The 19688-nt window shown below is 70.4% G+C and carries 20 protein-coding genes; 7 read left to right on the forward strand and 13 right to left on the reverse strand.

Annotated features, from left to right (window positions below):
• Positions 1-5: 5 nt before the first annotated feature.
• The 6 genes from AC3WSN_RS09510 to AC3WSN_RS09535 all read right to left on the reverse strand — a co-directional run bounded on the left by AC3WSN_RS09510 (position 6) and on the right by AC3WSN_RS09535 (position 5591).
• Positions 6-1562: a serine hydrolase gene (locus tag AC3WSN_RS09510; protein ID WP_492537536.1), complete on the reverse strand. Its 1557-nt coding sequence runs from the start codon at positions 1560-1562 to the stop codon at positions 6-8.
• A gap of 152 nt (positions 1563-1714) precedes the next feature.
• Entirely contained in the window at positions 1715-1960 is a 246-nt protein-coding gene (locus AC3WSN_RS09515) for a DUF333 domain-containing protein (RefSeq protein ID WP_373622524.1), read from the reverse strand.
• 142 nt (positions 1961-2102) lie between these two features.
• A complete protein-coding gene (gene panB, locus AC3WSN_RS09520) occupies positions 2103-2921 on the reverse strand; it encodes a 3-methyl-2-oxobutanoate hydroxymethyltransferase (RefSeq protein WP_492537538.1) in 819 nt (272 codons plus the stop codon).
• A 217-nt stretch (positions 2922-3138) separates the two neighbouring features.
• Positions 3139-3735 carry a rhodanese-like domain-containing protein gene (locus AC3WSN_RS09525; protein ID WP_492537540.1) on the reverse strand — a complete coding sequence of 199 codons (597 nt, stop codon included), beginning with the start codon at positions 3733-3735 and terminating at the stop codon, positions 3139-3141.
• Positions 3736-3737: 2 nt separating this feature from the next.
• Positions 3738-4577, reverse strand: coding sequence for a quinoprotein dehydrogenase-associated SoxYZ-like carrier (locus AC3WSN_RS09530; protein WP_492537541.1), 840 nt, complete (start codon positions 4575-4577; stop codon positions 3738-3740).
• A gap of 42 nt (positions 4578-4619) precedes the next feature.
• A complete protein-coding gene (locus AC3WSN_RS09535; protein ID WP_492537543.1) occupies positions 4620-5591 on the reverse strand; it encodes a quinoprotein relay system zinc metallohydrolase 2 in 972 nt (323 codons plus the stop codon).
• A gap of 126 nt (positions 5592-5717) precedes the next feature.
• Between AC3WSN_RS09535 and AC3WSN_RS09540 the strand changes: the two genes are divergently transcribed.
• Positions 5718-6284 carry a TetR/AcrR family transcriptional regulator gene (locus AC3WSN_RS09540; RefSeq protein ID WP_492537545.1) on the forward strand — a complete coding sequence of 189 codons (567 nt, stop codon included), beginning with the start codon at positions 5718-5720 and terminating at the stop codon, positions 6282-6284.
• On the opposite strand, the gene queC is transcribed toward AC3WSN_RS09540, so the two are convergent.
• From queC to cobT, 3 genes are all read right to left on the reverse strand, one after another.
• A complete protein-coding gene (gene queC, locus AC3WSN_RS09545) occupies positions 6271-6990 on the reverse strand; it encodes a 7-cyano-7-deazaguanine synthase QueC (RefSeq protein ID WP_492537547.1) in 720 nt (239 codons plus the stop codon). The two genes, AC3WSN_RS09540 and queC, sit on opposite strands and share 14 nt — an antisense overlap.
• Complete coding sequence (queD, locus tag AC3WSN_RS09550; protein ID WP_492537549.1) at positions 6980-7336, reverse strand: 6-carboxytetrahydropterin synthase QueD; 357 nt, start codon at positions 7334-7336, stop codon at positions 6980-6982. The genes queC and queD overlap by 11 nt, the downstream gene beginning before the upstream one ends.
• A 224-nt stretch (positions 7337-7560) precedes the next feature.
• Positions 7561-8613: a nicotinate-nucleotide--dimethylbenzimidazole phosphoribosyltransferase gene (gene cobT, locus AC3WSN_RS09555; protein ID WP_492537551.1), complete on the reverse strand. Its 1053-nt coding sequence runs from the start codon at positions 8611-8613 to the stop codon at positions 7561-7563.
• A 118-nt stretch (positions 8614-8731) separates the two neighbouring features.
• Between cobT and cobS the strand changes: the two genes are divergently transcribed.
• From cobS to AC3WSN_RS09570, 3 genes are read left to right on the forward strand one after another with little or no spacing between them, the layout of a single operon-like run.
• Positions 8732-9556: an adenosylcobinamide-GDP ribazoletransferase gene (gene cobS / locus AC3WSN_RS09560; RefSeq protein WP_492537553.1), complete on the forward strand. Its 825-nt coding sequence runs from the start codon at positions 8732-8734 to the stop codon at positions 9554-9556.
• A 52-nt stretch (positions 9557-9608) separates the two neighbouring features.
• The gene (locus AC3WSN_RS09565) at positions 9609-9821 is read left to right on the forward strand and encodes a DUF1289 domain-containing protein (protein WP_492537555.1); all 213 of its coding nucleotides are present in this window, start codon (positions 9609-9611) and stop codon (positions 9819-9821) included.
• Positions 9818-10510, forward strand: coding sequence for a retropepsin-like aspartic protease family protein (locus tag AC3WSN_RS09570; RefSeq protein ID WP_492537557.1), 693 nt, complete (start codon positions 9818-9820; stop codon positions 10508-10510). The genes AC3WSN_RS09565 and AC3WSN_RS09570 overlap by 4 nt, the downstream gene beginning before the upstream one ends.
• 7 nt (positions 10511-10517) lie before the next feature.
• Here the strand turns inward: AC3WSN_RS09570 and dusA are convergent, their stop codons facing one another.
• Positions 10518-11534 carry a tRNA dihydrouridine(20/20a) synthase DusA gene (dusA, locus tag AC3WSN_RS09575; protein ID WP_492537559.1) on the reverse strand — a complete coding sequence of 339 codons (1017 nt, stop codon included), beginning with the start codon at positions 11532-11534 and terminating at the stop codon, positions 10518-10520.
• Positions 11535-11779: 245 nt separating this feature from the next.
• Between dusA and AC3WSN_RS09580 the strand changes: the two genes are divergently transcribed.
• On the forward strand, positions 11780-14047 hold the full coding sequence (locus AC3WSN_RS09580; protein ID WP_492537561.1) for a CDC48 family AAA ATPase: 2268 nt from the start codon (positions 11780-11782) through the stop codon (positions 14045-14047).
• Positions 14048-14530: 483 nt separating this feature from the next.
• Positions 14531-16108: a methyl-accepting chemotaxis protein gene (locus AC3WSN_RS09585; RefSeq protein WP_492537563.1), complete on the forward strand. Its 1578-nt coding sequence runs from the start codon at positions 14531-14533 to the stop codon at positions 16106-16108.
• A gap of 55 nt (positions 16109-16163) precedes the next feature.
• Here the strand turns inward: AC3WSN_RS09585 and AC3WSN_RS09590 are convergent, their stop codons facing one another.
• Complete coding sequence (locus AC3WSN_RS09590; RefSeq protein WP_192708342.1) at positions 16164-17039, reverse strand: SDR family oxidoreductase; 876 nt, start codon at positions 17037-17039, stop codon at positions 16164-16166.
• Positions 17040-17557: 518 nt separating this feature from the next.
• On the opposite strand from AC3WSN_RS09590, the gene AC3WSN_RS09595 reads away from it, so the two are divergent.
• Positions 17558-17770 (forward strand): hypothetical protein, encoded by a 213-nt coding sequence (locus AC3WSN_RS09595; protein WP_492537565.1) that lies wholly within the window; start codon positions 17558-17560, stop codon positions 17768-17770.
• A 130-nt stretch (positions 17771-17900) separates the two neighbouring features.
• Here the strand turns inward: AC3WSN_RS09595 and AC3WSN_RS09600 are convergent, their stop codons facing one another.
• Both AC3WSN_RS09600 and AC3WSN_RS09605 read right to left on the reverse strand, forming a co-directional pair.
• Complete coding sequence (locus AC3WSN_RS09600; RefSeq protein ID WP_192708340.1) at positions 17901-18707, reverse strand: outer membrane protein; 807 nt, start codon at positions 18705-18707, stop codon at positions 17901-17903.
• Between the two features lie 360 nt (positions 18708-19067).
• Positions 19068-19679 (reverse strand): urease accessory protein UreE, encoded by a 612-nt coding sequence (locus AC3WSN_RS09605; protein ID WP_492537568.1) that lies wholly within the window; start codon positions 19677-19679, stop codon positions 19068-19070.
• Between the last annotated feature and the right edge of the window lie 9 nt (positions 19680-19688).

Here is a 19688-nt window from a genome sequence, read left to right on the forward strand (position 1 = left end):
CGGGCTCAGTCCCGCCGCGCGAGGGTGCCGAGCCCGCTCGCGTTGAGCGCGTCCACCGTCAGGGCGGCAGCCTGGCCGTCGTTCCCGATGGCGAAGCGGATGGCGGAGGGCCGGTCGGGTGCCTCTGCGTCCGGGAAGCTCAGGAAGAGATCGCGGTCGAAGTGCCGGAGGGGATAGCGGCGGGTGCCCTCGGGGCCGACCGTCAACGTCAGGGCGCCGTCCGCCTCCGCCACCACGGCCTCGCCGACATAGGCGTTGGCGTAGCGCCCCGCGTAGGCCGACGGCGCCAGGGGCGCGGAGGGCGGCGCCGGCGGCGTCCCGTAGGCCGCCTTGTCGGCGGCGATGCCCGGCGCGAACAGGTTCTCGTAGGCTGCGCCCCAGGCCTTCACCCAGTCCTGACCGACGCGGCCGTCGAAGACGAGGTCGGCGAAGCTGTCGGCGAGCCCCTCCGGCACGCCGGACGGGAAGGCGTTGGTCAGGACGAGGATCCCGAGCCCGGCCTCCGGATGGATCGAGACAAGCGTCTGTGCCCCGACGCTGAAGGCGCCCGCGTGGCCCCAGACAAGGCCGTGGCGGCCATACTCGACGTTCCAGCCGAGGCCGTAGAAGGACGCGGCGCCGGTCACGGGATTGCGGCCGCGGGCCATGAGCGGGACGTGCGTCTGCGCCAGGGCAGAAACCGCGACGCGTTGCGCGCCCTCGAAGCGGCCGTTGCCGATCACGAGCCGCAGCCACCGCGCGAGGTCGCGGACAGGGCCGCTGACGCCGCCGGCCGGGGCCTGGGCATCGGGGTTCCGTTCGACCTTGGCGGTCCAGACACCGTCGGCCCGGACATGGAGCGCCGCGCGGTTGGTCCGGCTCAGGAACTCCGCGTGGGTCGTGCCGGTGGCGGCCATTCCGAGGGGCCGGAACAGCCGGTCCCGGGCGATGGCCTCCCAGGGCTGGCCGGTCGGCCTCGCGGCGGCGACCGCGCCCTCGGTGAAGCCGAAATTGCTGTAGGCGTAGCCGGCGCGGAAGCTGGAGGCGGGCGGCACGAGGCGGAGCCGGTGCAGGATCGCGTCTTGGCCGAAGCCGATCGCCTCCAGATCGTCGCCGGCGGTCCCCGGCAGCCCGCTACGATGGGCGAGGAGGTCGCGCACCGTGACCTGCGCGGTCGGATAGGGCTCGTGCAGCTGGAAGGCGGGATCGAGATCCGCGACGCGCGAATCCCAGTCGACCACCCCGTCGCCCACCAGGGCCGCCACGATCGTCGCGGTCACGGGCTTGGACAGGGAGGCGATCTGGAAGACCGTGTCGGGGTCGACCGGCTCGCGCTTCCCGGCCTGCCTGAGGCCGAACCCCTTCAGGAGGAGCGTCTCGTCGCCGAGGACGACCGCGACCGCGAGGCCCGGCACCGCGCCCGCGTCAATGGTCCGCTGCGCCATCGCCTCGAGCGCCGGCAGCTGCGCCTCGACCTGCGCCCGCGTGATCGTCCCGGCGGATCCGGCTCCGGGCCCGGTCGCGATCAGGCCGAGGGCGAGGCACGCGCGGACGAGGCGTCGGCGCGATCGAGCCCGCTGCATGAGTCGTCGATCCCGCCTGAGAGAGCTCGGATGACGAGAGTGGCATCGTCTGGCCGGCGAAATCAATCACGCCGGCATGGGTCGCGCCTCGAATGCGGGTGCCGGGCCGATGAGAGGCGGACGAAGACTGTCCGAGAACCGCACCGGCCGGGTTATCGGAACGGATTGGCGTCGGGTGTCGGCTTCACACCGTGGAGCATCCGGTACAGCGTCCATTCCTCGACGATCTTCCGGCCCGGAAGGGAGCACAGCCCAATCGTGCTGCCGTCGGGCAGCTTCGCGAGGATCGATTGACCGTCCATGGTCGCGCAGAAGGCCGAGGCCGGGTTCCCGAGTGCAAAGGCCCGTCCCGGTCCGGCGAGGGCGGCGCAGACCGCGAACGCGATGACAAGCCTCACGGCGCACACTCCCGATGGCACGACCGGCAGACGGATACACCGCTCTGGCTGAACCGGGCCGGCGCGGCCCGTTCAAGAATCCGCGGGCACCTGGCGGCCGGGCCGAGGGCCGCTCGGCCGCGTCGGCTTGCCGGCCCCCGCCCTATCCGTAGGTGTGGTCGTCGGCCGGGAACCGCCCGGCCCGGACCTCCTCGGCGTAGGCTTTCACGGCTTCCTCAATGTGGCTCCGCAGGCTCCCGAACTGGCGGACGAATTTCGGCGTGCGCTCGGACAGGCCGAGCATGTCCTCCAGAACGAGGATCTGCCCATCGCAGACCGCCGAGGCGCCGATGCCGATCGTGGCGGCCGTGACCCGGGGCGAGGTGGCGATCGCCCGCGCCACCGGCTCGACGATCCCCTCCAGCACGATCGCGAAGGCACCGGCCTCGGAAATCGCCCTGGCATCCTCCATGAGGCGGCGTTCGTCGTCGGGCGCCCGGCCCTGCACCTTGAAGCCGCCCATCGTGTTCACCGCCTGCGGGGTGAGGCCGATATGGCCCATCACCGGCACGCCGCGCTGGACGAGGAACGCCACCGTTTCGGCGAAATGGGCGCCGCCCTCCATCTTGATCGCGCCGGCACCGGTCTCCTTCAGCACCCGGGAGGCGTTGAGGAAGGCCTGCTCGCGGCTCGCCTCGTAGGAGCCGAACGGCATGTCGACCACGACCAGCGCCTTCTCGGTCCCGCGGATCACCGCCTGCGCCTGGAGGATCATCATCTCCAGGGTCACGGGAATCGTCGATTCCATCCCGTGCATGACCATGCCGAGGGAATCGCCTACCAGGATGAAGTCGCAATAGGCGTCGACGATGCCGGCCGTGTGCGCGTGGTAGGCGGTGAGCGCGGTGATCTTGCGCCCCTCGACCTTGCGCTTGCCGATATCGATCGCCCGGAGCCGGCGGGACTGCACGACCTGCGACATGGTTCAGACCTCTTCTGGCCCGGGCGTTTCCTCTCCCCTTGTGGGAGGGGCTAGGGGTGGGGATGGTGCAGGATCAAGCGTTCCGGTGCCTCCTGCATCACCCCCACCTCCAACTCCTCCCCACAAGGGGCAGGAGAGATCCCGGTCCGGTTACTGAATATCTTCGAGCCCCGCACGCGAGAGAGGCCGCCCCTCTTACACCGCCCGACGCCCTGGGTCAGCGCCCCGCCTGCGGCTCGCTTCCCGCCTTCCAGGCCGGATCGACGCGCAGGTTGGCGGTCTCGTGCTTCTCCTGCCAGCCCTCGACGCCCTCGGGGAACCAGCGCACCCCGGTATAGCCCTTCAGCACGAGGCGCTTGGCGGCGTTCCAGCTGCCCCAGCACTCCACATGACAGAACACCACCACGGGCCTAGCCCTGTCGTCGCCGGTCAGCTCCGCGACCCGGGCGTAGAACTGTGCCTCGCGTGCCGGCGCCAGGGGCTCGGCCCCGGCCTCCGGCATCCAGACGGCGCCGGGGATCGAGGGGTGCACCGGCAGCCAGAGGCGGCCTTCGGGAAAGTTCGACGGCTTGCGATCCGGCGCCGCGACGTCGATCAGCACCGGCTTGTCCGGCCCCGCCATCAGGGCGGCCAGCGCATCAGCGTCGACCACCTGCGCGCCCTTGAGGGTCGGCGGCGTGTAGCCCTTCGGCGGGCCCGCGTAGAGCCCGTCCGGCTCGGGCACGTTCACCGGGGAATCGGCCGGTGCGGCAGCGAGGCAGAGGAGCGCGGTGCAGGCCGCCGCAATCCGGCCTGTCAGGACGAGGCGACGCATGCTCAGTTCGTCGCGCCGGGCGGGATGAAGCTGTGCTGCCAGTGGCCGCCCTGGTTGTCGGAGGCCGCCACCTGGATCGGCTTGCCGTCCGGCTTGAACGCGAAGTTGATCACCGGATTCGAGGCGATCGAGATGTCGCCCGTCATGGTGAACACCTTCTGGTCGCCGGCCGAGACGGTGAGCTTGTCGATGTAGCGCGCCGGCGTGTACTCGCGGGTGACCTGGTTCATCTGCATGCCGGAGAAATTCGGGTGGCGGACCATCAGCGTCGCCTCGACGGGCTTGCCGGGCTGGGTGTCGGCGAACTTCATGCGCATGTCGCCCATGCCCTTCATGGCCTCCTCGTCGCTCATGCCCATCGGGGCCGAGCAGCCGCCGGACGCCTTCACGAACTGCTTGGCCTCGTAGAGCTTGCCATCCTGCGTCTCCACCACGGCGTGCATGTCCGTGTAGTTGTTGACCCGCACGCGCAGCTTCAGCTCCGCCGGATCCGCGGCGGGGCCGAACTCGAACTTGGCGGCGTAGGGCGCCGGGTTGTCGTCGATGATCAGCGAGACCGCCTTGATCTGCCCGGCCTGAGGCATGGTCAGGGTGATCGGCACCAGGGCGGCGTCGAGCGCGCGAGCGGGAGCCTCGATCTTCACGAGGCTGTCGGTCGGGGCGATCTGGCGGTCGCCGAAGATCGACTTGGCGATCTCCTGCCAGCGGGCCGCCCGCTCCTGATCGGTGTCGGAGGCGCCGGCGGCCCGGGCCGAGAGGGCCAGCGGTCCCGACAGGGCGGTCGTCGCGAGGACGACACCGAGGGCGAGGCTGGAGAGCGTTTTTCCGGTCCTGAGCGTCATGGCATGCCTCCCGATGATGTCGGATATGGGGATCTTAAAAGCCTATTCCCACTCGAGTTCCTGGTAGGCCACGGTGACGTTGCGGCCATTATAGGTGTCGAACAGGGCCCACTTGTCCTTCTGGTCCGCCGCAACGGTCATGACCGCCTTCTCGATCGGAACGTCCTTGGCGATCGCCGCGCGGGTGCCGTCGCGCAGGTCGGTCAGGTAACCGGTGAGATCGGCGAGCGCCGGGCCGAGATCGACCGTCACTGGACCGTGGCCCGGCACGGCGCGGGTGGCGCCCAGGCCCTTCAGCCGCTCGGCTTCCTTCAGCCAGCCCCTGAGGCTGCCGTCGAGCGACGGGATCCGATTCACGAACAGCAGGTCGGCGGGGAAGAGCAGGCCGCTGCCGGAATCCAGCATCGACAGGTCCGAGGTGGTGTGTGCCGGCCCATGGGCCGTGAAGGTCAGCCGGCGGTCGCCGAGGTCGATCTCGGCCGTGTCGGCGACCGTCATCGTCGGGTAGACAACCGGTCCGGTCCGGTCCTCGCCCAGGAGGTCGATCAGGCGCTTGCGGTAGAACTCGCCCCGCGCGGAGAGCGCCTCGGCGAGCTTGGCGTGACCGATAAAGACCGGCTTGTCCTGTACGAACGCCCCCGCCCCGAAGACGTGATCCGGGTGGACATGGGTCAGGACCACGTGGGTGATCGGCTTCTGCGTGCGCTTGACGATCTCGGCGCGCAGCCACTGGCCGTCGGCGAGGCTGCCGCCCGATTCCGTGACGAGCACGCCGTCGCGGCCGATGAGGAAGCCGATATTGGCGATCGCATCGGCATTATCGGGCGTGGCGTCGGCGATCAGACCCTTGCGCACGAACAGGCCGGGGCCGACCTCCTCCATCGTGAACGCGTCCGCGGCCCGGCCGAGGGTCGGCAGGCAGCACAGGCAGAGGCCGGCGAACAGGGCATGCCGCCGCGACAGGGTGCGCCCGGCGCCGAACGACTCCCGTGGATGGACGGCGGACGCCGTCATGCCGGAACCTCCCTGTTCTTGTTGTCTACCATTAAGTAGGTAGATTTTTTCGCCGTCAAGTGTCAGACAGTCGGTGAGGAGCCGGCGGGGCGCACGTTCGCGTGAGCCGGAGCGACGAGGGCCGCGATGAGGGATACCCGCGCCGAATTGCTGATTCAGGCCGAGACCCTGGTCCGGGGGCGCGGCTATGCCGGATTCAGCTACGCCGACCTCTCCGAGGCGGTGGGGATCCGCAAGGCCAGCATCCACCACCATTTCCCCACCAAGGTCGATCTCGGAGCCGCCCTGGTCGCGGCCTACGCGGCCCGCTATGCCGCCGCCCTCGACACGATCCGTGCCACGGTGGCGGACGGGCCGGGCCGGGTCGCGGCCTACGGGAAGCTGTATCTCGGCGGCGTCGAGCAGGGGCTCGGCTGTCTCTGCGCGGCGCTGGCCATCGAGGGCGAGGCCCTGCCCGAGCGCCTGCGCCGGGACATCGCGGCGTTCTTCGAGGGACATCTCGCCTGGCTCGCGACCATCCTGCGCGAGGGCCAGGCCGACGGGACGATCCGCGACGGCGCGGAGGCCGCGGTGCTCGCCCGCTACGTCATCGCCACCCTGGAGGGCGCGCTGCTGATGGAGCGCCTGTTCGCGAGCCCCGCCTCCTTCGAGGGGACGCTGGCCGTGCTGGTCGAGGGCCTCAGGCCGCGGTGAATCGCGCGTAGCCGTCCGCCCGTAGCCGGCAGGCCGGGCAGGTGCCGCAGCCGTAGCCCCAGGGATGGCGCTGCCCGCGCTCGCCGAGGTAGCAGGTGTGGCTCTCCTCGACGATCAGGTCGACCAGCGGCCGGCCGCCGAGGGACTCGGCCAGCCCCCAGGTCTGCGCCTTGTCGAGCCACATCAGCGGCGTGTGCAGCACGAAGCGGCGCTCCATGCCGAGGTTGAGCGCGACCTGCAGCGCCTTGATCGTGTCGTCGCGGCAATCGGGATAGCCGGAATAGTCGGTCTCGCACATGCCGCCGACCACGTGGCGGAGACCCCGCCGGTAGGCGAGCGCCGCCGCGAAGGTCAGGAACACGATGTTGCGGCCGGGCACGAAGGTGTTGGGCAGGCCGGACGCCTCGTAGCCGATCGCAGCGTCCCGGGTCAGTGCCGTCTCGGACACCTGCCCGAGGGCGTCGAGGGCGAGCGTATGGTCCTCGCCGAGCCGGCTTGCCCAGGCGGGGACGATCCGGGTCAGCCCCTCCCGCAGGGCGGCGCGCCGGTCGAGCTCGACCCGGTGGCGCTGGCCGTAATCGAACCCCAGGGTCTCGACCTGATCGAACCGGTCGAGCGCCCAGGCCAGGCAGGTGGCCGAATCCTGGCCGCCGGAGAACAGCACCAGCGCGGCGCGGTCCCCGGGGCCGACAGGGTCATTCGCCATCGTACTCCGCCCAGGACATCGGGGTCTCGGCGACCCGAACCAGGGCGAGCCCCGGCAGGTCCGGCCGCAACCGATGCCAGATCCAGGCCGCGATGTTCTCGGCGGTCGGGTTCTCCAGGCCCTCGATCTCGTTGAGGCAATGGTGGTCGAGCCGCGCCAGCAGCGGGCCGAAGATCGACTCGATGTCGTAGAAGTCGATCACCCAGCCGGTCTGGAGATCGACGGGCCCGGCGACGGTCAACTCGACCCGGTAGGAATGCCCGTGCATCCGATGGCAGCGGTGGGTCTCGGGCACGTTCGGCAGCCGGTGGGCCGCCTCGAAGGTGAAGGCTTGGGTGATTCTCATCGGCTTCGTCGCAGCGATCCCACCCGCACCCTCATCCTGAGGTGCCCGCGGGAGCGGGCCTCGAAGGAGCCCTCCAGGGCGCGCGTCGCTTGCTGGAGCCCTCCATCGAGGGCTTCGCTGCGCCGCGCCACCTCAGGATGAGGTGATCTGGTGGGAGGATGCGGGATCGTCGGATCCGTTATCGGGTCGGGCCCCTCATAGCACCAAATCGGTCCCTGTGCCGCCTAGCCGGATGCCTTCTCGGAAACCCCGGCCTGCGCGAAGGTCGCCATGCCGGTGTGGCAGGCGAGCGCGCCCTTGAGCAGGCCCATGGCCATGCCGGCGCCCGAGGCCTCGCCGAGCCGCATGCCGAGCGCCAGTAGTGGCACAAGGCCCAGCCGCTCCAGCACCTCCGCGTGGACCCCCTCCGCCGAGACGTGGCCGGCCAGGCAATGGTCGAGGGCGCTCGGGTCGGCGGCGTGCAGCACGGTGGCCGCGGCGGTGGCCACGTAGCCGTCGATCACCACCGGGATGCGCTGCAGCCGGGCCGCCAGGATCGCCCCCGCCATGGCGGCGATCTCCCGGCCGCCGAGGCGCGCCAGCACCTGGAGCGGGTCGTCGAGATGCCCGGCATGGTGGGCGAGCGCCGCCTCCACGGCGGCGACCTTCCGGCCGAGCCCGTCCCGGTCCACGCCGGTGCCGCGCCCGACCCAGTGGGCGGGGTCGCCGCCGAACAGGGCGGCGTAGAGGGCGGCCGCCACGGTGGTGTTGCCGATGCCCATCTCGCCGATGCCGAGGCAGTCGGTGCCGGCGGCCACCGCCTCCATGCCGAACGCCATAGTGGCGACCGTGGCGCGCTCGTCGAGGGCGGGCGCTTCCGTGATGTCGCCGGTCGGCATGTCGAGGGCGAGGTCGAACACCTTGAAGCCGAGCCCGTAGGCCGCGCAGATCTGGTTGATCGCCCCGCCCCCGGCCGCGAAATTGTCGAGCATCTGTCGGTTGACCGCGTCCGGGAAGGCCGAGACCCCTCGGCGCGTGACCCCGTGGCTGCCGGCGAAGACGCAGACCAGCGGCCGGTCGAAGCTCGGTGGCGCCTTGCCCTGCCAGGCGGCCAGCCAGGACACGAGGCTCTCCAGGCGCCCGAGGGAGCCCGCGGGCTTGGTCAGGGTCGCGTCGCGGGCCGCGACGGCGGCCTGCGCGTCCCGGTCCGGGCCGGGCATGGCCTTCAGCAGGTTGCGGATGTCGTCGAAGGGGCCGGGTTCGGGAGCGGTCATCGGGTCGGTCACCGGGTCGGACATGGCGGCGATGATTTCCTGTGGGCGCCCCTCGACGGGGAGACGAAGCCGGATCGGGGCGACTATACTGGACCGGCTCGCTCCACCGGGGCGCGATGGCGGGCGGAAGCGAGAGACCGCGATGGACAGGCAGACCGGCGGGGAGGCCGACTGGCCCGGGCGCGGCGCCCTCTACGACCTCGCCGGGTGCCTGCGCTTCTACTCCCGCCTGCCGGTGCCGCAACTGCCCGGCGAGCCGGACCCGCACCGGAACCCCGATTTCACCACCCTGCCCCGGATGCTGCCGCTGGCCGGCCTGATCCTCGCGCTGCCGGCCGCCCTGGTCCTGGCGGCGGGCTGGCGGATCGGGCTCGGGCCGTTCCTGGCCGCGACGCTCGCCATCGCGGTCCTGGTGGTGGCGACCGGCGCGCTCCACGAGGACGGGCTCGCCGACGTCGCGGACGGCTTCGGCGGCGGCACGACCCGGGAGCGCCGCCTGGAGATCATGCGCGACAGCCGGATCGGCGCCTACGGCGGCGCGGCCCTGGTCCTGGCGCTGGCCCTGCGGATCGGCGCCTTGGCGACGCTCCTCGACCGGACCGGCTACGCCGCCGCCACCGGCCTGATTCTGGCCGCGGCCCTGTCGCGGGTCGCCGCCCTCGCCCCGATGGTGCTGCTGCCGCCGGCCCGCCCGGGCGGGCTCTCGGCCTCGGTGGGGCGTCCGGACCGGACGAGCCTGGCCACCGCCCTCGTCCTCGGCGCGGTGCTGGCGATCCTCGCGGTGCCGCTCGGCCTGCCGTTCGGCGGCGTGGCGCTGATGATCCTGTGCGCGGGCCTCGCGGCGCTGGCCCTGGTCAGGCTCGCGCGCGCGCGGATCGGCGGCCAGACCGGAGACGTGATCGGCGCCTGCCAGCAGGTCTCGGAGATCGCCGCCCTGGTGGCCCTGGTCGCGGCGGTGGCGGCGTGACGGTCCGCCCGCGGCCATGACCCGGCCACGATCCCGCGGCCAAGGTTTCCCGATGTTGCCCGCCCAGAAGCCCTCCTCGCCCTGCACCAAAGTCTGCGTGCTCGACGCCGCGACCGGGCTGTGCTGCGGCTGCGGGCGGACCCGCGACGAGATCGGCGCCTGGGGCTCGCTGTCGGAGGCGCAGCGCCGGACCATCATGGCCGGGCTCGAAGCCCGGATGCGCGCTGCCGGTCTCGTGCCCCTGGAGGAGCCGCTGCCGTCATGATCTATCTCGGGCTGGCCGCGATCGCCCTCGTCCTCGTCGCCCTGGTCCTCAGCGACGGCAGCGACAGCGTCGGCGGCGTGATCGAGCCCGACCAGCTCGCCAGCTTCGCCTGGACGGGCATGATCCTGATCCTCGTGGTGGCCGGGTTCTGGCGGCAATTCACCGCCCGGCTCGGCGCGAACCTACGGGCGCTCCTGGCCTGGGCGCTGATCGGCCTCGCCCTGGTCATCGGCTACAGCTACCGCGACCGGATCCAGGGGATCACGTCGCGGGTGGTCGGCGAGCTTCGGCCCGGGACCGCGACCTCCGGGGCGAACGGCGCCGTCACCATCACCCGGCGGGCGGACGGCGACTTCCGGGTGGAGGCCGAGGTCAACGGCCGGGTCCAGCCGTTCCTGTTCGACACGGGCGCGAGCAGCGTGGTGCTGACCGCCGAGAACGCCGCCGCCCTCGGCCTGACGCCGGCGCCGTCCGAATTCACCGCCCGCGTCTCCACCGCCAACGGCATCACCTACGCGGCGCCGATCCAGCTCGATGCGCTCACGGTCGGCACGATCACCGAGCGGCGGGTGAACGCCATGGTGGCCAAGCCCGGCGCACTCTCGGCGAACCTTCTGGGCCAGAGCTTCCTGTCACGGCTCTCGGGCTACGAGGTCCGGGGCGACCGGCTGATCCTCCGGCGGCCCTGAGCCCCGTTCAGGCGGCCCGCGCCTCCGGGGCCGCGCGGGCGACCAGCGCCACCGCGTCGCGCAGGGTCGCGAGGTCGGCCTCCGGCCGCATCCCGCAGGTCGAGAGGTGGCGCCGGTACGCCCGGGCCCCGGGGCGGCCGTTGAACAGCCCGAGCATGTGGCGGGTGACCGCGTGCAGGCGCTCGCCCCGGGCCAGGACCGAAGCGACATACGGCTCGAACGCCGCCACCGCCGCGAAGGCGTCGGAGGCCGGCGCGGGGACGCCGAACAGCGCGAGATCGACGTCGAGCAGCAGCGCCGGCTCGGTATAGGCGGCCCGGCCGACCATGACGCCATCGACCGCGTCGAGCTGCGATCGCACCGCCGCGAGGTCGCGCAGGCCGCCGTTGACCGAGACCGGAAGCCCGGCGAGCCGCTGCTTCAGCCGCGCCGCCCGGCCGTAATCGAGGGGCGGCACGTCCCGGTTCTCCTTGGGCGAGAGACCCTGAAGCCAGGCCTTGCGGGCGTGGACGATCAGCCCGTCGACGCCGGCCGCCACCACAGCATCCGCCAGGCTGTTGAGCGCCGCCTCGGGGTCCTGATCGTCGACGCCGATCCGGCACTTCACCGTCACCGGCACAGCGACCGCCGCCTTCATGGCCGCCACGCAGTCGCCGACCAGGGCCGGCTCGCGCATCAGGCAGGCGCCGAAGCGGCCCTCCTGCACCCGATCCGACGGGCAGCCGACATTGAGGTTGACCTCGTCGTAGCCGAACTCCGCGGCGATCCGCGCGGCCTGGGCCAGCTCCGCCGGGTCCGACCCGCCGAGCTGGACCGCCACCGGGTGTTCGAGGTCCGAGAAGCCGAGCAGGCGTTCGCGCGGGCCGTGCAGCACCGCGCCGGTGGTCACCATCTCGGTATAGAGCCGCGCCCGCGCCGAAAGGGTCCGGTGGAACGCCCGGCAATGGCGGTCCGTCCAGTCCATCATCGGGGCGACGGAAAAGCGCCAGCCCGCCAGTGCGCCGCGTTCGTCAGCCGCCGTCACGTTCCCATATCCAAGCTTTCCCGTGACCCCTGCGCTCCGACGCGGCAGGGCTGCCGGAGGTGCCGCGCCCGTTATCCGGCGACATGGGGGAGAAGACGGCCGGATACCACGGGACGGGGATCCTCGAAAAGGAGGGCTCAGCCGGGCCTCCGCCGAACCGGGCCGCCGCGGCGCGGTTTGCCTGAGGAACACCCAGCGCCCGGACGGGCGGCGCAGCGCCCTGCGCGCTGCCGATGGAGAACCGGATGGCGGAATCCGACGGACAGCCCCTCAGGCTGCAGGTCGCCAACGCGCGGCCCCAGGACGGCGGCCGCGGCATCGCCCGCCTGCCGCAGGCGTCGCTGGACGAACTCGGCCTGCACGAGGGCGACATCATCGAGATCGTCGGGAAGCGTCACACAGCCGCGGTGGCGGTTGGGCCCTACGAGGAGGACCAGGGCCTCAGCCTGATCCGCCTCGACGGCCTGCAGCGCGTCAATGCCGGCGCGTCGAGCGGCGACCATGTGGAGGTGCGCCGGGCCGAGATCCGGGCGGCCACCCGCGTGGTGGTCGCCCCGGCGCAGAAGAACGTCCGCCTCCAGGGCTCGGGCGAGGCCCTGCGGCGGACCTTCTTCCGCCGGCCCCTGATCGCCGGCGACGTCATCGCCACCGCGACCCAGCGCAGCGGCGGTCCCGACCCGCGGCTGCCGCCGCAGCTGCGCTCCTACCTCGACCTGCCCGCCTACGGCCTCCAGGAGATCCGCCTCAGCGTCGTGGCGACCCAGCCGCGCGGCATCGTCTACGTGGCGGAAGGGACCGAGATCGAGCTGCGCCCGCTCTACGAGGAACCCCGCGACGGCCACCGGGCCGATGTGACCTACGACGATATCGGCGGCCTCGGCGACACGGTCGACCAGATCCGCGAGATGGTCGAGTTGCCCCTGCGGCACCCCGAGCTGTTCCAGCGCCTCGGGATCGATCCGCCCAAGGGCGTGCTGCTTCACGGCCCGCCCGGCACAGGCAAGACCCGGCTGGCGCGGGCGGTGGCCAACGAGACCGAGGCCCGGTTCTTCCACATCGCCGGGCCCGAGATCATGGGCAGCCGCTACGGCGAATCCGAGCAGCGCCTGCGCGAGGTCTTCCAGGAGGCCGCCCAGAACGCGCCCGCCATCATCTTCATCGACGAGATCGACTCGATCGCCCCGAAGCGCGAGCAGGTCACCGGCGAGGTCGAGCGGCGGATCGTGGCGCAACTCCTGACCCTGATGGACGGGTTGGAGCCGCGCCAGAACGTCGTGGTGATCGGCGCCACCAACCGGCGCGACGCCATCGACGAGGCCCTGCGCCGCCCCGGCCGCTTCGACCGCGAGATCATCATCGGCGTGCCCGACCAGCCGGGCCGGCGCGAGATCCTGGGCATCCATACCCGCGGCATGCCGCTCGCCGCGGATGTCGACCTCGATGCCATCGCCCGCACCACCTACGGCTTCGTCGGGGCCGATCTCGGCGCCCTGGCCCGCGAGGCCGCGATGGATGCGGTCCGCCGCATCCTGCCGGCGGTGAACCTGCGCGAAGGCATCCCGGCCGAGGTGCTGGAGGGACTCAGCGTCGGGCGGGACGACTTCCTCTCGGCGATGAAGCGGATCCAGCCCTCGGCGCTGCGCGAGATCATGATCCAGGTGCCCGATGTCACCTGGGACGATGTCGGCGGTCTCGCCGAGGCGCAGATGCGCCTGCGTGAAGGTGTCGAGCTGCCCTTGCGCTCGCCGCAGGCGTTCCGGCGCCTGGGCATCCGCCCGGCCAAGGGCTTCCTGCTGTTCGGACCGCCCGGCACCGGCAAGACCCTGCTCGCCAAGGCGGTCGCCCGGGAGGCGGAGGCGAATTTCGTGGCCACCAAATCTTCCGACCTCCTGTCGAAATGGTACGGCGAATCCGAGCAGCAGGTCTCGCGACTGTTCCAGCGCGCCCGGCAGGTTGCCCCGACGGTGGTGTTCATTGACGAGATCGACAGCCTCGCCCCGGCGCGTGGCGGCGGCCTCGGCGAGCCGGCCGTCACCGAGCGGGTGGTCAACACGATCCTCGCCGAGATGGACGGGCTGGAGGAATTGCAGGGTGTCGTAGTCATGGCGGCGACCAATCGCCCGAATCTTCTCGACCCGGCGCTGCTGCGCCCCGGGCGATTCGACGAACTGGTCTACGTGCCGGTGCCGGATGCGGCCGGCCGCCGCCGGATCCTGGCGATCCACACCAAGGGCATGCCACTCGCCGAGGATGTCGACCTCGACGCCGTGGCCGAGCGCACGGCCCGCTTCACCGGCGCCGATCTGGAGGACCTCACCCGCCGGGCCGGCCTGCTGGCATTGCGGGAATCCATCGAGGCGACCCAGGTGCGGCGCGCCCATTTCGAGCAGGCGGCGCGAGAGACCCGGCCCTCGGTGACGCCCGAGATGGAGCGGGAATACGAAGAGATGCTGCGCACCCTGAAGCAGGAGGGACCGCAGCGGCAGCCGATCGGTTTCCTCGCGCAGCGTTGATCCCGGTCCCGGGTCGGCCTCTGGCCAGTCTGGCCGGACCTTGGCGGCACGCTCTTGAGCGGCGCGTGCGGACCTGCCGGGCCGCCCGGTGTCATTGATCTTGACGTTCGGGAATTGCTGCTCCGTTGTTGTCGGCATGCAGAAAGACAAATTTTATTCGGAGAATTGCAAGATAATTTCAATGACCATGTATATAAATCAGAGTGTTGCTTTGTAAATAATGATAAAAACTAGAAGTTATTGTTGACGCCATCGATTGTGAAATTGTTCCTGAGAGATTAAGGAGGTTCATCATCCATTTCTGGGGAGGCAGGGGTGATGAGCAAATTTTTTTCAAAGAACAGGCGCGGTCTCATTCGCTCGATTAATGCGACGAAGCGTTCGAGCTCGACCATCAGAGCAAAGATCTATGTTCTCACGGCGAGCATTGTACTGGCATCTGCGGTCATCCTGGGCTTCGAAATATTTTCGAGTCTTGATCTGATGATGGACGGGCGCAAGGCTGCAATCCGCCATCAGGTCGAGGCCGCGCACAGCATCGTCCTCGCTTTCGGTAAGCAGGCGGAGGCCGGGACGATCTCCCAGGATGCGGCGAAGCGGAAAGCCGCCGAGGTCCTGCGCGCGATCCGCTACAATGGTGGCGATTACGTCTTCGTCTACGGCACGACGCCGGGCGATCTGGGCCGTAATGTCGTCCACCCGGATCCAAAGATCGAGGGCACCAAGAGCCGCGACGACGCGGCCATGATGAAGACCTTCGTCGGATGGATGATCGAGCAGGGTCGGGCAGGCGGCGGTTTCACCGCGTATCGCTGGCCGCGGCTCGGCGAGACCGAGCCGGCACCGAAAGTCGCGTACTCGCTGGCCTATGAACCCTGGCAGTGGGTCTTATCCTCGGCCCTCTATGTGGACGACATCGAGGCGGCCGGCCGGGCGCGGATGCTGCGGTCCTTGCTGTGGCTGGGCCCGCTCTGTCTGGCGATCGTCGCGGGCAGCATCCTGCTGGTCCGCAGCGTCACCAAGCCTCTGGCGGCCTTCACGGGCGCCCTGCGCCGGCTGGCCGGCGGCGAACTGACCCTGGCGATCCCGGGTGCGGGTCGGAATGACGAGATCGGCCGCATGGCCGAGGCGGCCGAGGTGTTCCGCGACAGCATGCTGAAGGAGCGCGCGCTGACCGCCGAACGGCTGGCCGAGCAGGCCAAGCGGGAGGAGCGCGCCCGCTGGATGGAGGATCTCACGCGCAGCTTCGACCGGAGCGCGAGCGCGCTGCTGCAGCAGGTCGACAGCGCGGCGTCCGGGATGCGGGAGGCCTGCCGCGCCATGTCGGAGACCGCCGTCGAGACCGCCAAGCAGGCCGGCTCGGCAGCGCTCGCGGTCCGGCAGGCCTCGGCCAACGTGCAGACCGTGGCGGCGGCCACCGAGGAGCTGACCGCCTCGATCGCGGAGATCGGCGGCCAAGCCCTGAAATCGGCGGAGATCGCCGGCCAGGCGGTGAGCGAGGCCGGGCTCACCGACCATCAGATCCGCGGGCTCGCGGGCGCGGCGGAGAGGATCGGCGAAGTGGTGCGGATCATCTCGGCGATTGCCGCGCAGACGAACCTGCTGGCCCTCAACGCCACGATCGAGGCGGCGCGGGCCGGCGAGGCCGGGCGCGGCTTCGCCGTGGTGGCGGCCGAGGTGAAAGGCTTGGCCGGGCAGACCGCGAAGGCGACCGAGGAGATCACCGCGCAGATCGGCGCCATCCAGCACGAGGCCTCCGTGGCCGTGGGCGCGGTCCAGTCGATCGGCCGGACGGTGGATACGATGAACGCGATCGCCAGCGTGATCGCGGCGGCGGTCGAGCAGCAGCGCGCCGCCACGGGCGATATCTCGCGCAACATCGAGGAGGCGTCCCAGGGCACGGACGCGGTGAGCAACACGGTGGTGTCGGCCTCCGCCGCCGCCGACGAGGCGTGCCGGCTGGCGCATGACGTGGGCGAGGCGGCCGGCGGTGTGAGCCGCAGCGCGGAGGCGCTGCGGGCCGAAGTGGTGCGCTTCCTCGCCGATATGCGCGCGGCTTGAGGGGGCAACCCGCCGTTTCAAGGCTCGGACTTGTGCCCGGCGCGGCCGGTGCCGCTCAGAAGACCGGCATCGCACCCGCGACGGTGACGAGGGCGCCGGACGTGTAGCTGCTCTCCTCGGAAGCCAGCATCACGTAGGCTGAGGCGAGCTCGGCCGGCTGGCCGGGGCGCCCGAACGGAACCTGGCTGCCGAACGTCTTCACCGAATCCTGGCTCATCCCGGACGGGATGAACGGCGTCCAGATCGGACCCGGCAACACGCCGTTCACGCGCACGCCCTTCTCGGCGAGCAGTTGGGCGAGGCTCAGCACCATGTTGCTCAGCGCACCCTTGGTGGCGCTGTAGGCCATGAGCGACGGCATCGGGTGCTTGGAGTTCACCGACGAGGTGAAGATCACCGAAGCGCCGGGCTTGAGATGCGCCAGCGCCGCCTTGGTCACGTAGAACGGCCCGAACACGTTGGTGCGGAAATGGTCCTCGAAGATGGAATCCTCGATGGCGGCGAGGTCCTCGTTCGGCTGCTGGAACGCGCCGTTGTTGACCAGAACGTCGAGGCGCCCGAACGTCTCCACCGTGCGGGCGACGATCTGGCGCCCGTAGGCGGCGTCCTTGAGGTCGCCCGGCAGGAGCAGCGCGCGCCGGCCCGCCTTCTCGATCCAGCCGGCCACCGCCTCGGCGTCCGCCTGCTCCTCCGGCAGGTAGGAGATGGCGACATCGGCTCCTTCCCGGGCGAACGCGATGGCGACGGCGCGGCCGATGCCGCTGTCGCCGCCAGTGATCAGCGCGGCCTTGCCGGTGAGCTTGCCCGAGCCCGTGTAGCTCGCCTCGCCGTGGTCGGGCTCGGGCGCCATGCGGCCGGTCTTGCCCGGAAAGCTCTGGGGCTGCGCCTCGAAGGGCGGACGGGGATACTTGCTGAGCGGATCAGTGGTCACGCGTGGTCTCCGGGTGGGGTGCCGGTCCAACCGCCCCGCGTCCGGGGTGTTCCAGGTCCGCGTCCACGCGTTCGGTTCGATCGAGTCCCGGGGATCAGAGACGCTCATCCGGGTTGGAATGCGGGACTACAGCGGCGGGCGCTGCGTCGACACAGGTCAGCAACAGGGGTTCGTCAATCTTGGCGGAGAGGAGGCGCCCGGATGATCGACATTCGACCTGAGGACCGAACCGCCCGCGTCATTGATCGCGCGCTGCTCGGCGCGGCGATGCTCTCCCTCACCTTCGGCCTGGCCACGGGTTTGTGGGGGCTGCTGCAGTGAGCCGGACGCGACATGCCGCTTCGGTTCGTGATGCCTGATCCGGGTCGGGGGCCCTGCGATGCGCCGGCCCGGGTTCGACCGAACCGCTGCGGCGCTGATCGGGATCGGTCTCGCGATGCTCGCACTCGCGCTCCTGCTCGGGGGGATACCGTGAGCGGTCGGAGCAGATCGGCCGGTGCCACCGGGGGCTGGACGCGATGCTGAACCGTGCCGTGGTGGTCGCCCTGGTCTTCGCAGCGGCGGCGTTCCTGCTCTACCTCGCAAACCTCGCCCGCGAGGCCTTGTCCCCCAACGAGCCCTATGCAGCCAGCATCGGGCTGACGCTCGACCAATGCGCCGCCGCGCAGAACGGTCTCTCGTCCGCGGACGCCCGGGCCTATTGCCGGCGGCCCGTGCCGAAGCGCCTCTGATCGCTCGGACGCGACACGCCCGATCCATGAACGCGAAGCGCCCCAGGAGTTGAGTCCTGGGGCGGCCTTCGACGGGGCGACCAGTCTGATCGGGCTGGGGAGGCTCAGCCGAAGGCCAGGGCCGGGCCGCTCAGTAGCTGCCGAACTTGTAATTCACACCCACTCGGCCGAGCACACCTTCGTTCTGGAAGCGCGTCGCGAAGGCGTTGACGTTCCGGTAGGTCGGGAGGACCGGGATCGTGCGGGTGCCGAGGTCGTAGTAGAGCGCCTCACCCTTCACCGTCACCGCGCTGGAGCGGAAGAAGTTCAGGAAGGAATCGGTCGGCAGGGCATACTCGACGCCGCCACCGACCGCGTAGCCGGTCTCGGTACGCGCGCGGCTCCCGTAGTAGTTCGGCTGGATGTCCGTCTGGAAGAGGCTGGCGCGGTAGGTCTGGCCCGCATAGGCGAAACCGCCCGTCGCGTAGACCAGGGTACGGTCGAAGGCATAGCCGACGCGGCCGCGCACGGTCCCGAGGTAGTCGCCCGACTGGCGGAAGCTGTTGGTTCCGGCGAGATTGCTCTTGTAGCTGTTACGACCGCGCAGATCGGTATAGGCCGCATCGGCCTCGACGCCGACGACGAAACCGGATCCCGGCGTGAACTGGTGATTGTAGCCGACCTGGCCGCCGCCCGTGAAACCGTCCCGCTGCAACGGCGCCGAGGTTGAATAGGTGCCAAGCGGGGTACCGGTGCTCGTCCGGATCACGCCCGCGGTATCGGCGACATCCCTGGTTGACGTGATGTAACCGGCGTTGATGCCGAAGTAAGCGCCGGTCCAGGTGAAGACCGGCAGCGGGACCGGGGCCGGCGGAAGCGCGCGGCGGGGCAGATCTGCCGCCGAGGCAGCCGCCGTCAGGGTGGCGAGGATAACTGCGGATGTGAGGATGTTCTTCATGTCGGTCGGTTCCGAGAATTCGATGCCGATGCCGACGTATCTCAATCCAAATGATCCGTCTGTGTCCGTGTTGCAACAGAAAAAATCAAGTATATTGGTAGCATATTTGGATAAGATTTGCGTTTGTCGGACTTTTAAACCACGCGTGACGATGTTTATCTGAGGAAATGTACTGTAATAGGCGGATTGAGTGACATGTAATATTGTGTTGAATGTCGCATGCGGCGGGGAGCTGCCGTGCGCTGTTCGGCACGGACTGGAAAGAAGAACGGCGCCCGATCGGACTTCGATCGGGCGCCGCTCCGGAGCCTGCTTCATGCCGCCTCAAGCCGGAGCGTCCAGGCTCCGGTCAAGCGTTCTCTAGTGGTCGTGGCTGCAGCCGGGACCGTGCACGTGCGCATGACCATGATCGTGGGCGTGGTCGTGTCCAAGATCACCCGCATGGTGGTGATCGTGCCCGTGAAGGTCATGCCCGTGATGGTCATGACTGTGATGGTCATGACTGTGATGGTCATGACTGTGATCGTGGCCGCAGGTGCTGTGATCGTGGGCCGCGCGTTCGGGACGGAAGGCGCGGGAGACTGGGCTCGCGTGGCAGCCCTGGCCGCGCACCAGCTCGGCCGTCGCAGGCGTTGCCGGGACGTAGAGCACGTCGGCGGCGATCTCGGCGGGCACGTGGCTGCCGCCGAGCTGCCAGGCCAGGCGCATCAGCCGGGCGGGGTTTTCGGCGCGCACCTCGAGGAGATCCTCCGTGGCGGCGCGCACCGCGACCAGCCGCCCGTCGTCGAGGCGCAGGGCGTCGCCATCCTCGAGGGGCGCGGCCTTGGTGAGCGCCACCGCGAAGTCGAGGCCGCCCTCGGCGACGAGCGACCCCGCGACGGCCTCCCGCGCGGCGTGGTCGAGGCTCACCGTGTCGGCGATGCGGTCGGCGCGCACCGCGGCGCGGCGGACGATCGTGGTGGCTGTCGGCATGGGACCCTC

Source organism: Methylobacterium sp. FW102-HT35C08 (assembly GCF_058790235.1).

Coding starts and splice junctions, on each gene's coding strand:
- AC3WSN_RS09595 (WP_492537565.1), top strand. CDS start 17,558: ATGCTGAACCGTGCCGTGGTGGTCGCCCTGGTCTTCGCAGCGGCGGCG.
- AC3WSN_RS09605 (WP_492537568.1), bottom strand. CDS start 19,679: ATGCCGACAGCCACCACGATCGTCCGCCGCGCCGCGGTGCGCGCCGAC.
- AC3WSN_RS09600 (WP_192708340.1), bottom strand. CDS start 18,707: ATGAAGAACATCCTCACATCCGCAGTTATCCTCGCCACCCTGACGGCG.
- AC3WSN_RS09510 (WP_492537536.1), bottom strand. CDS start 1,562: ATGCAGCGGGCTCGATCGCGCCGACGCCTCGTCCGCGCGTGCCTCGCC.
- AC3WSN_RS09540 (WP_492537545.1), top strand. CDS start 5,718: ATGAGGGATACCCGCGCCGAATTGCTGATTCAGGCCGAGACCCTGGTC.
- AC3WSN_RS09535 (WP_492537543.1), bottom strand. CDS start 5,591: ATGACGGCGTCCGCCGTCCATCCACGGGAGTCGTTCGGCGCCGGGCGC.
- AC3WSN_RS09530 (WP_492537541.1), bottom strand. CDS start 4,577: ATGACGCTCAGGACCGGAAAAACGCTCTCCAGCCTCGCCCTCGGTGTC.
- AC3WSN_RS09525 (WP_492537540.1), bottom strand. CDS start 3,735: ATGCGTCGCCTCGTCCTGACAGGCCGGATTGCGGCGGCCTGCACCGCG.
- cobS (WP_492537553.1), top strand. CDS start 8,732: ATGGACAGGCAGACCGGCGGGGAGGCCGACTGGCCCGGGCGCGGCGCC.
- queD (WP_492537549.1), bottom strand. CDS start 7,336: ATGAGAATCACCCAAGCCTTCACCTTCGAGGCGGCCCACCGGCTGCCG.
- AC3WSN_RS09585 (WP_492537563.1), top strand. CDS start 14,531: ATGATGGACGGGCGCAAGGCTGCAATCCGCCATCAGGTCGAGGCCGCG.
- AC3WSN_RS09565 (WP_492537555.1), top strand. CDS start 9,609: ATGTTGCCCGCCCAGAAGCCCTCCTCGCCCTGCACCAAAGTCTGCGTG.
- cobT (WP_492537551.1), bottom strand. CDS start 8,613: ATGTCCGACCCGGTGACCGACCCGATGACCGCTCCCGAACCCGGCCCC.
- panB (WP_492537538.1), bottom strand. CDS start 2,921: ATGTCGCAGGTCGTGCAGTCCCGCCGGCTCCGGGCGATCGATATCGGC.
- queC (WP_492537547.1), bottom strand. CDS start 6,990: ATGGCGAATGACCCTGTCGGCCCCGGGGACCGCGCCGCGCTGGTGCTG.
- AC3WSN_RS09570 (WP_492537557.1), top strand. CDS start 9,818: ATGATCTATCTCGGGCTGGCCGCGATCGCCCTCGTCCTCGTCGCCCTG.
- AC3WSN_RS09580 (WP_492537561.1), top strand. CDS start 11,780: ATGGCGGAATCCGACGGACAGCCCCTCAGGCTGCAGGTCGCCAACGCG.